The sequence below is a fragment of the Rhodococcus aetherivorans genome, from assembly GCF_011058165.1.
GTDB lineage: Bacteria > Actinomycetota > Actinomycetes > Mycobacteriales > Mycobacteriaceae > Rhodococcus > Rhodococcus aetherivorans.
Genome location: NZ_JAALEG010000145.1, coordinates 1 through 8,520, shown reverse-complemented (window position 1 = coordinate 8,520; position 8,520 = coordinate 1). Strand labels below are relative to the sequence as shown.

The following is an 8,520-nucleotide window of genomic DNA, read 5'->3' as shown; positions in this document are numbered from 1 at the left end:
GGTGCGGCCGGTGCAGTATCCGGACGCGTGGCAGCGGGTCGCGGCGGCGGTGCCGGCGGGCGCCGGCGACGTGGCGGTGCTGCCGGCCGGAATGTTCCGGCGATTCGAGTTCAGCGGCGCCGCACCGGTTCTCGATCCGGCACCTCGGATGCTGCGCGCGGACGTGCTGCAGTCCGGGGAGCTGATCGTCGCCGGCGGCACCGTCGCCGGCGAGGGTCGGGGCGCCGCGGAGGTGGAGCGCCTGCTGCTGGCCGGGGCGGCGCCGGCCGACCTCGCTGCCCACGGCGTGGGCTGGGTGCTCGTCGAGCACGGCACGCCCGGGGACCTCGGCGACTCGGCCCGCGCGCTCGAGCAGCTCGAGCCGGTGTTCTCCGATGCCGCGCTGTCGCTGTACCGGGTGCCGGGGGTCGACGGGACGCGGTCGGACGACCGGACGGCGGCGATCGCCGCGCACGCACTGTGGGTGGCGGTGTCAGCAGGCGGGCTCGTGGGCCTGCTGGTCCTGCGACGGCCCGCCCGGCGCCGCGAGCACCACGGCGGCCTCCGCCGGGCGCGGGAACAGTCCTGAGACGCGGCGGCCCGCGGCCGTCGCGGCGAGCACCTCGTGCACCCCGTCGCCGGTCGCGGACCAGGAGAACTCTGCGGCCCGCACCCGGGCCTTGCCGCCGAGGGTGCGGCGACGATCCGCGTCGGCGAGCAGGTCGGCGACGGCGTCGGTGAGCTCGTCCGCGGAGTCGACGAGCACGCCGGTGACGCCGTCGATGATCGAGTCGGTCAGTCCCCGCGAGCTGCGGTAGCCGACGGTGGGCACGCCGTGCTGCGCGGCCTCGACGACGGCCAGCCCCCAGCCCTCCTTGCGCGACGGCATCACGTGCACCCAGGACCGGGAGAGCAGTTCGTGCTTGCGGTCCTCGGCGACGTGGCCGTGGAAGGTGACGGCATCGGTGATGCCGAGGTCCGCGGCGGCCGCGCGCAGGTTCCTCTCCCACCAGCCGCCGCCGATGACGTCGAGGTGCAGGCCGGGGACGCGGTCGCGCAGCGCGGCGACGGCGGCGAGGGCGTCCTCGATCTGCTTGTGCGGCACGAGCCGCGACAGCACGCACACGGTGGGGTGCGCGGTGCGGGTGTGTTCGTCGCCGGGCTCGACCCCGGCGGGGACGGCGTCGGCGCCGTTGCGGACGACGGCGATGCGGTCACGGTCGACGCCGAGGGCCATCAGTTCGTCGGCGGACGGCAACGACACGGTCAGGTACTGGTCGTCGCGGTGCAGGCGCGGCGACAGGGCGGACTCGATCCACCAGCCGAGCCTGGCCATGACGCGGCCGGCGACGGGCCACTGCTCACGGTGGCAGTGGTGCACAAGCACGGTCACGGGCGCGCCGGCGACGAGGCGGGCGAAGAACGGGATGCCGTTCTGGGTGTCGATCACCGCGTCGGGCCGGAGGTGGCGCAGCGGACCGAAGCCGAGACGGCCGGCGGCGATCGCGGCGAGGGCGCGGGGGTAGACGGTGAGCCGGCCGCCGCCGCGGCTGACGGTGATGCCGTCGATCTCGTCGCGGCCGGGGGCGCCGGGGTAGGCGGCGGTGCGGAGGGTGACGCGGATGCCGCGCGCGGCGAGCTGGGCGCCGACCTGTTCGAGGTAGCGTTCGCTGCCCCCACCCTGGGGATGCCCGGTGTCGCGCCAGCACAGCAACAGAACCTCGCGCACGTGGCGACCCCCTGTGGTTCGTCGTCGACGGTTGTATCCCGGAACACACTAACGGGTGCGGGGCCGCCCGCGGTGGAGGGTTACCGGCGGGTAGTGCGGTGCGGTGGCCGCTATGGTTGCTCCTCGTGGTTGTTCCGACCCTGCCCGTCCCCCCGGTGGCTCGAACCTTCGCCCGGCGCGCGACCCTGCGCCGGTCCGTCGGGCTGCTCGGCGACTTCCGGCACGAGCAGTCCGCCCCCGAGTTGTTCTACGGGGCGCTCGCGCGCGACACCGTGGAACTGATCGGTGATCTGTACGCGGGCCTGACCGGCCGGGACCTGACCGGCACGACCGTCGTCGACGTGGGCGGCGGGCCGGGGTACTTCGCGGAGGTGTTCGGCGCGTCGGGCGCCCGCTACGTGCCGGTCGAGCCGGATCCGTCGGAGATGCACGCGGCCGGTCTCGCGGTGGGCGGGTCGATCCGTGGCTCGGGCCTCGCGCTGCCGCTGCGCACGGGATCGGTGGACGTGTGCTTCTCCTCGAACGTCGCCGAGCACGTGGCGCAGCCGTGGGTGATGGCCGACGAGATGCTGCGGGTGACGCGGCCGGGCGGGCTGACGGTGCTGTCGTACACCCTGTGGTGGGGCCCGTTCGGCGGGCACGAGACCGGCCCGTGGCACGCGTTCGGCGGCGAGTACGCGGCGCGGCGCTACGCCCGCCGGCACGGGCGGGAGCCGAAGAACCGGTACGGGGTCTCGTTGTTCGAGGTGGGTTGCGGCGACGGGCTGCGGTGGGCGCGTTCGACGCCGCACGGCGAGCTGCTGGCCGCGTTCCCCCGGTACCACCCGCGCTGGGCGTGGTGGCTGGTGCGGGTCCCCGCGGTGCGGGAGTTCCTGGTCAGCAATCTGGTGCTCGTGCTGCGCAGGCGCTGATGGTCGCGCTCGCCCTCGACGTCGGCGGCACCAAGATGGCGGCCGCCCGCGTCCGCGCCGACGGCACGCTCGACGCACCGCGGACGGTGCCGACGCCCGCGGCCGGCGTGTGGGCGGCATGCGCGGAGCTGTTGCGTCGGGTCTCCGCGGGAGCCGAGGTGACGGCCGTGGGGATCGCGAGCGCCGGGCCGGTCGACGTCGGCGCCGGTGTGGTGGCGCCGATCAACATCGGCGAGTGGGCGGGCGGTTTCGGCCTGGTCGACGCCGTGCGCGGCCTGTTCCCGCGGTCGCGGGTGCGGCTCGCGGTCGACGGGGCCGCGGCCGCGCTGGCCGAGCACCGGCTCGGGGCGGGCCGGGGTGCGACGGACCTCGTCGGCGTCGTGGTCTCGACCGGCATCGGCGGCGGTCTGGTGCTGGGCGGCCGGATCGCCGGGGGCCGGACGGGCAATGCGGGCCACATCGGGCACATGGTGTCGAGCGTGGGCGCCGACCCGTGCGCGTGCGGGGGTGTCGGGTGCGTCGAGACCGTGGCGAGCGGGCCGGCCGCGGTGCGGTGGGCGCGGGAGCACGGCTGGTCCGGTGCCGACGGGGCGGCGCTGGCCCGCGCCGCGGGCGCGGGAGATCCGGTCGCGGTCGCGGCCCTGGGGCGTGCGGGGGCGGCGCTCGGGGAGGTGTTCGCGTCGGCCGCGGCGCTGGTGGACGTGGACCTCGTGGTGGTCGGCGGCGGGTTCGCGCAGGCCGGGGAGCCGATGTGGCGGCCGATGCGCGAGGCCGCGGCCCGGCACGCGCGGCTGCCGTTCCTGACCGGGCTGGAGATCGTGCCGGCGCGGCTCGCCGCCGTGGGGACCCTGACCGGCGCCGGGATCCTGGCCCTCGGGGACTGAGCTTCGGCGCGAATCGCCCGCACCGCGGCCCCCGTCGCGTCACAATACGAAGACAGTGTCCTCGGGACGGGAGCGGCCATGACGCCTTTCCAGCGCTACATCGCCGAGGAGATCGCGGTGGACCACGCCGACGGTCTGCTCACCCGCCGCGAGGCGCTGCGACGGCTGGGGCTGCTGGGGCTCACCCTCACCGCGGCATCCTCGCTGCTCGCCGCCTGCGCAAACGAGAACGGCTCGCCCGCAACGCCTTCCGCGACTCCGGGAGCGACCTCGGGCACTCCGGCCCCGACGTCGCCGGTGGCGCCGCCGGGCAGCGCAGATGCCGTTGCGACGGAGGCGATCACGTTCCCCGGCCCGGACGGGCGGACGCTGCAGGGTGCGTGGGCGCCGGCGGCGGACCCCCGGGGCGCCGTGCTCGTGGTCCACGAGAACAAGGGGCTCAACGACCACATCCGATCGGTGGCCGGGCGCCTGGCGGGGGCGGGCTACTCGGCACTCGCGATCGACCTGCTCTCCGAGGAGGGGGGCACGGCGTCGTTCGCCGACCCGGCGCAGGCCACGGCCGCACTGAGTACCGTTCCGCCGCAACGATTCTCCCAGGACATGCGCTCGGGCATCGACGAGTTGACGCGACGGGTGCCCGACCGGCGCATCGGGGCCGTGGGGTTCTGCTTCGGCGGCGGCATGACGTGGCTGCTGCTGACGACCGGCGACCCGCGCCTCGCGGCGGCCGTCCCGTTCTACGGACCGCTGCCCGACGGCGCCGACTTCGCCGGGTCGCGGGCCGCCGTCCTCGCGGTCTACGCCGAACTCGACCAGCGGGTGAACGCGTCGCGGGACGCGGCGACCGCCGCCCTCGAGCGCGCGGGCCTGGTGCACGAGGTGGTGACCTACCCCGGCGCCGACCACGCGTTCTTCAACGACACCGGACCGCGGTACAACGCGGACGCGGCCGCGCAGGCATACGACCGCATGCTCGCCTGGTTCGGGACACACCTCGGCTGACCCCTTCCGAAAACTTGTAACGTGTTCTAGTGTTCGAGGTCACAGCCCCGGTGGCCGGAAGGAGAGCGCGTGAGCATCGACCCCGACGCGTCGGCGCACGGCGCCCAGGACGGCTCCGCCCACGATGCCGAGGTCGCGCGCCCCCGCGACTCCCGCCGGGATCCCGGACAGGTCCGCGAGAACCTGCAGCGCTGGCTCGCCACCAAGGTCACCGCCCCCGTCGTCGAGAACGTGCACCTCCCCGAGACCACCGGCATGTCCAGCGAGACGCTGCTGTTCGACGCCCGCTGGGACGGCACCGACCATCCGCTCGTCGCCCGCGTCGCCCCCGCCGACACCACCGTGCCCGTCTTCCCCGCCTACGACCTCGAGGGTCAGGCCCGGGTCATGCGCGCCGTCGGCGAGCACTCCACCATCCCCGTCCCCCGGGTGCACTGGTACGAGCCCGATCCCGCGCCGCTCGGGGCCCCGTTCTTCGTCATGACCCGGGTGGCGGGCCGGGTGCCACCGGATGTCATGCCGTACAACTTCGGCTCCTGGGTCACCGAGGCCGGCGACGCCGAGCGTGCCGCCATGCAGGACGCGTGCGTCGACGTGCTGGCCCGGATCCACGACGTCGCCCCGGTGGCCGCCGGGCTGGGACCGGCCGGCACCGTCACCGACGCCGTTTGGGCGCACCTGGACCGGCAGCGCTCCTACTACGAGTGGACGACCCGCACCGGTGGTCCCCGCTCCCCGCTCGTCGAACGTGCGCTCGCCTGGCTCGACGCCCGTTGCCCCGACGACCGCTCGCCCGCGGTGCTGTGCTGGGGCGACGCGCGGATCGGCAACATCCTGTTCGACGGTTTCCGGCCCGTCGCGGTGCTCGACTGGGAGCTGGCCACCCTCGGCGCCCGCGAGATGGACCTGGCCTGGATGACGTTCCTGCACAGGTTCTTCGAGGACATCGCCGCCGCGGCCGGGCTGCCCGGCCTGCCGGGCTTCCTGCGCCTCGACGACGTCGCCCGCGCATACGCGCAACGCACCGGCCACGTCCCGCGCGACCTGCACTTCTACACAGTCCACGCGGCGCTGCAGCACGCGATCATCATGCTGCGCATCCACACTCGCGCGGTGCATTTCGGCCAGGCGCAGCCACCCGGCGATCCCGACGACGCGATCATGCACCGCGCCGCCCTCGAAGCCGTGCTCGACGGCACCGACCGGCAGGGGGCGGCGCCGTGAGTTCCCTCTCCCCCCTGGACGACTACCCCGTCCACCAGACGGCCGAACCGATCCGGCGCGTCGCCACGTCCGACCGCAACTTCTACGACCGGTACTACTTCAACTGCTACCCCGCCGACACCACCGACCTGTTCCTGATCGTCGGCATGGGCCAGTACCCGAATCTCGGTGTGGCCGACGGTTTCGCGGTGCTGCGCCGCGGCGACGACCACCTCGTCGTGCGGGCCTCGCGGGCCCTGGGACCGATCGCACCGACACCACCGTCGGCCCGCTGCGCATCGAGGTGCTCGAGGGGCTGCGGCGGCTGCGGGTGGTGCTCGAGCCCGGCCATGCCGAAACCGCCGACCTGTCCTTCGATCTCACGTTCGACGGGGTCGTCCCCGCCACCGAGGAGACCCCACAGCGGCTGCGCCGGCTCGAGCGCGTCGTCATGGACACCTCCCGGTTCGTGCAGACCGGCCGGTGGGCGGGCACCCTCACCGTCGACGGCCGGACCCGGCAGGTGGACCCGGGCACGTGGCTCGGCAACCGCGACCGCTCCTGGGGGGTGCGGCCCGTCGGGGAGCCCGAGCCGCCCGGGCGCACGGCCCACGAGGGCATGCCCGGATTCTTCTGGATCTACTCGGTGATGCAGTTCGACGACGACACGATCGTCACTATCGTGCAGGAGGACGACCACGGCCGCCGGCTGGTCGAGGAGGCGGTCCGGATCCGGCCCGGCGCCGAGCCCGAATGGCTGGGCCGGCCGGAACATCGGCTGGTGTTCGCGCCGGGCACCCGCAACGTCACGGGGGCGACGCTGACGTTCCACCGGCCCGGCTGCGAGGCGGTGACCGTCGAATGCGAACTGCTGGTGCCGAACCTGCTCGGCATCGGCACCGGGTACGGACTCGAACAGGACTGGCGGCACGGCATGTGGCAGGGCGAACTGGTCGTGCAGGCGCTGCGCCGCGACGTCCGGGAGATCGATCCGGCGCTGCTGATGTTCTGTCCCACCGACCATCTCGCGCGGTTCCGGATCGCCGGGTCGGACACCGTCGGCACCGGACTGTTCGAGGTCGCCGTGATCGGACCGCACCGGCAGTACGGCTTCACCGGGTTCGCCGACCCCCACCCCGCGCACGACAACGACCGAGCGACATCCGACCAGTAGAAACCAGGACCGTTGAGGAAAGAGAACATGACCGACTACGACAAACTGTTCATCGGCGGCCGCTGGGTCGCCCCGTCGACCGACGAGCGACTCGAGGTGTTCTCGCCGGCCACCGAGGAACGCGTCGGTTCGGTGCCGGTCGCCGGGCCGGCGGACATCGACGCCGCCGTCGCCGCGGCCCGTGCCGCCTTCGACGACGGACCGTGGCCCCGCACCTCACCGTCCGAGCGGGCCCAGGTACTCGCCAAGGCCGCCAAGCTGCTCGAGGAGCGCAGCGCCGACCTCGCCGCGTCGCTGTCCGCCGAGATGGGTCAGCCGCCCGCCTCCGTGCAGATGATGCAGGTGACGCCGTCCCTGGCGACCATCAACTACTATGCGGGACTTGCCGATTCGTTCCCGTGGACGGAGGAGCGCACCGGCGCCTTCGGACGCTCCCGGGTGACGCGCGAACCCGTCGGCGTGGTCGCCGCCGTCATCGCCTGGAACGTGCCGCTGTTCCTGATGATCAACAAGCTCGGCCCGGCCCTGCTCGCCGGCTGCACCGTGGTCCTCAAGCCCGCACCCGAGTCGCCGCTGACCACCAACGCGGTCGCGGAGATCTTCGCCGAGGCCGGGCTGCCCGAGGGCGTGCTGTCGCTCGTCCCGGGCGGCGCCGAGACCGGCGAGTACCTCGTCTCGCACCCCGACATCGACAAGATCACCTTCACCGGCTCGACCGCCGTCGGCAAGCACATCGGCGAGATCGCGGCCCGGAACCTCAAGCGCTGCTCCCTCGAGCTCGGCGGCAAGTCCGCCGCCATCGTCCTCGAGGACGCCGACCTCGACTCGACCGTCGCGATGCTCGTGATGTCGGGCCTGATGAACACCGGGCAGGCCTGCGTCGGCCAGACCCGCATCCTGGCGCCGCGCTCGCGCTACGACGAGGTCGTCGAGAAGATGGTGGCGACCGCGGCCTTCTTCCCCGTCGGCATGCCCGACGACGCGGCGGCGCAACTCGGGCCGCTGATCTCCGCGAAGCAGCGCGACCGCGTCGAGGGCTACATCGCCAAGGGCACGGAGGAGGGCGCGCGGCTGGTGCTCGGCGGCGGCCGGCCCGCCGGGCTCGACAAGGGCTGGTTCGTCGAGCCGACGATCTTCGCCGACGTCGACAACTCCATGACCGTCGCGCGCGAGGAGATCTTCGGTCCCGTGCTGTGCGTGATCCCCTACGACAGCGTCGACGAGGCCGTCGAGATCGCCAACGACTCCGACTACGGCCTCGCCGGCTCGGTGTACACCACCGACGTCGAGAAGGGCCTCGAGGTGGCGTCGCGGGTGCGCACCGGCACCTACGGCATCAACTGGTACGCCTTCGACCCGGGCTCGCCGTTCGGCGGCTACAAGAATTCCGGCATCGGCCGGGAGAACGGCCCCGAGGGCCTCGAGGCGTTCTGCGAGACCAAGTCGGTGCTGTACCCGCCCGGCTACGGCGCCTGAGTTCGTAGGTGGCCGAATGTCACATCGCGTCGGTTGGGGCGGTTTCAGGCGGCCGATGCGACAAGCTCGGTGAACGCTTCGGTTGGCGTGCGCCAGCGTAGCGTCTGCCGGGGGCGGCCGTTGAACTCGTCCTGGACCTGCTGCAGGTCCTCGGGCGTG

The 8,520-nt window shown here is 73.7% G+C and carries 6 protein-coding genes and 3 pseudogenes; 7 read left to right on the top strand and 2 right to left on the bottom strand.

From position 1 onward, the window contains the following. Positions 1–568 (top strand): annotated as a pseudogene (locus G6039_RS29130) (hypothetical protein); the annotation flags it as partial. Here the strand turns inward: G6039_RS29130 and G6039_RS29125 are convergent. After that, entirely contained in the window at positions 473–1,708 is a 1,236-nt protein-coding gene (locus G6039_RS29125; protein ID WP_029546059.1) for a glycosyltransferase family 4 protein, read from the bottom strand. The pseudogene G6039_RS29130 and the gene G6039_RS29125 sit on opposite strands and share 96 nt — an antisense overlap. A 155-nt stretch (positions 1,709–1,863) precedes the next feature. Here G6039_RS29125 and G6039_RS29120 point away from each other — a divergent pair, with 155 nt between their 5' ends. The 6 genes and pseudogenes from G6039_RS29120 (at position 1,864) to G6039_RS29095 (ending at position 8,361) form a co-directional block, all read left to right on the top strand. Beyond that, positions 1,864–2,619 carry a class I SAM-dependent methyltransferase gene (locus G6039_RS29120; protein WP_029546061.1) on the top strand — a complete coding sequence of 252 codons (756 nt, stop codon included), beginning with the start codon at positions 1,864–1,866 and terminating at the stop codon, positions 2,617–2,619. Continuing rightward, positions 2,619–3,503 carry an ROK family protein gene (locus G6039_RS29115; RefSeq protein WP_029546063.1) on the top strand — a complete coding sequence of 295 codons (885 nt, stop codon included), beginning with the start codon at positions 2,619–2,621 and terminating at the stop codon, positions 3,501–3,503. Before G6039_RS29120 ends, G6039_RS29115 begins: the two co-directional genes overlap by 1 nt. Before the next feature lie 78 nt (positions 3,504–3,581). Beyond that, positions 3,582–4,508 carry a dienelactone hydrolase family protein gene (locus tag G6039_RS29110; RefSeq protein WP_029546065.1) on the top strand — a complete coding sequence of 309 codons (927 nt, stop codon included), beginning with the start codon at positions 3,582–3,584 and terminating at the stop codon, positions 4,506–4,508. Between the two features lie 69 nt (positions 4,509–4,577). Continuing rightward, positions 4,578–5,732 carry a phosphotransferase family protein gene (locus G6039_RS29105; protein ID WP_029546077.1) on the top strand — a complete coding sequence of 385 codons (1,155 nt, stop codon included), beginning with the start codon at positions 4,578–4,580 and terminating at the stop codon, positions 5,730–5,732. Then, positions 5,729–6,885, top strand: a pseudogene (locus G6039_RS29100) (Rv3169 family protein). Before G6039_RS29105 ends, G6039_RS29100 begins: the two are co-directional and overlap by 4 nt. A 27-nt stretch (positions 6,886–6,912) precedes the next feature. Beyond that, on the top strand, positions 6,913–8,361 hold the full coding sequence (locus G6039_RS29095) for an aldehyde dehydrogenase (protein ID WP_029546090.1): 1,449 nt from the start codon (positions 6,913–6,915) through the stop codon (positions 8,359–8,361). A 44-nt stretch (positions 8,362–8,405) separates the two neighbouring features. Here the strand turns inward: G6039_RS29095 and G6039_RS31545 are convergent. Next, positions 8,406–8,520, bottom strand: a pseudogene (locus G6039_RS31545) (IS30 family transposase); the annotation flags it as partial.

Bases quoted from the DNA above. Each gene is read 5' to 3' on its own strand.
- G6039_RS29115 (WP_029546063.1), top strand. From the start codon at position 2,619: ATGGTCGCGCTCGCCCTCGACGTCGGCGGCACCAAGATGGCGGCCGCC.
- G6039_RS29095 (WP_029546090.1), top strand. From the start codon at position 6,913: ATGACCGACTACGACAAACTGTTCATCGGCGGCCGCTGGGTCGCCCCG.
- G6039_RS29110 (WP_029546065.1), top strand. From the start codon at position 3,582: ATGACGCCTTTCCAGCGCTACATCGCCGAGGAGATCGCGGTGGACCAC.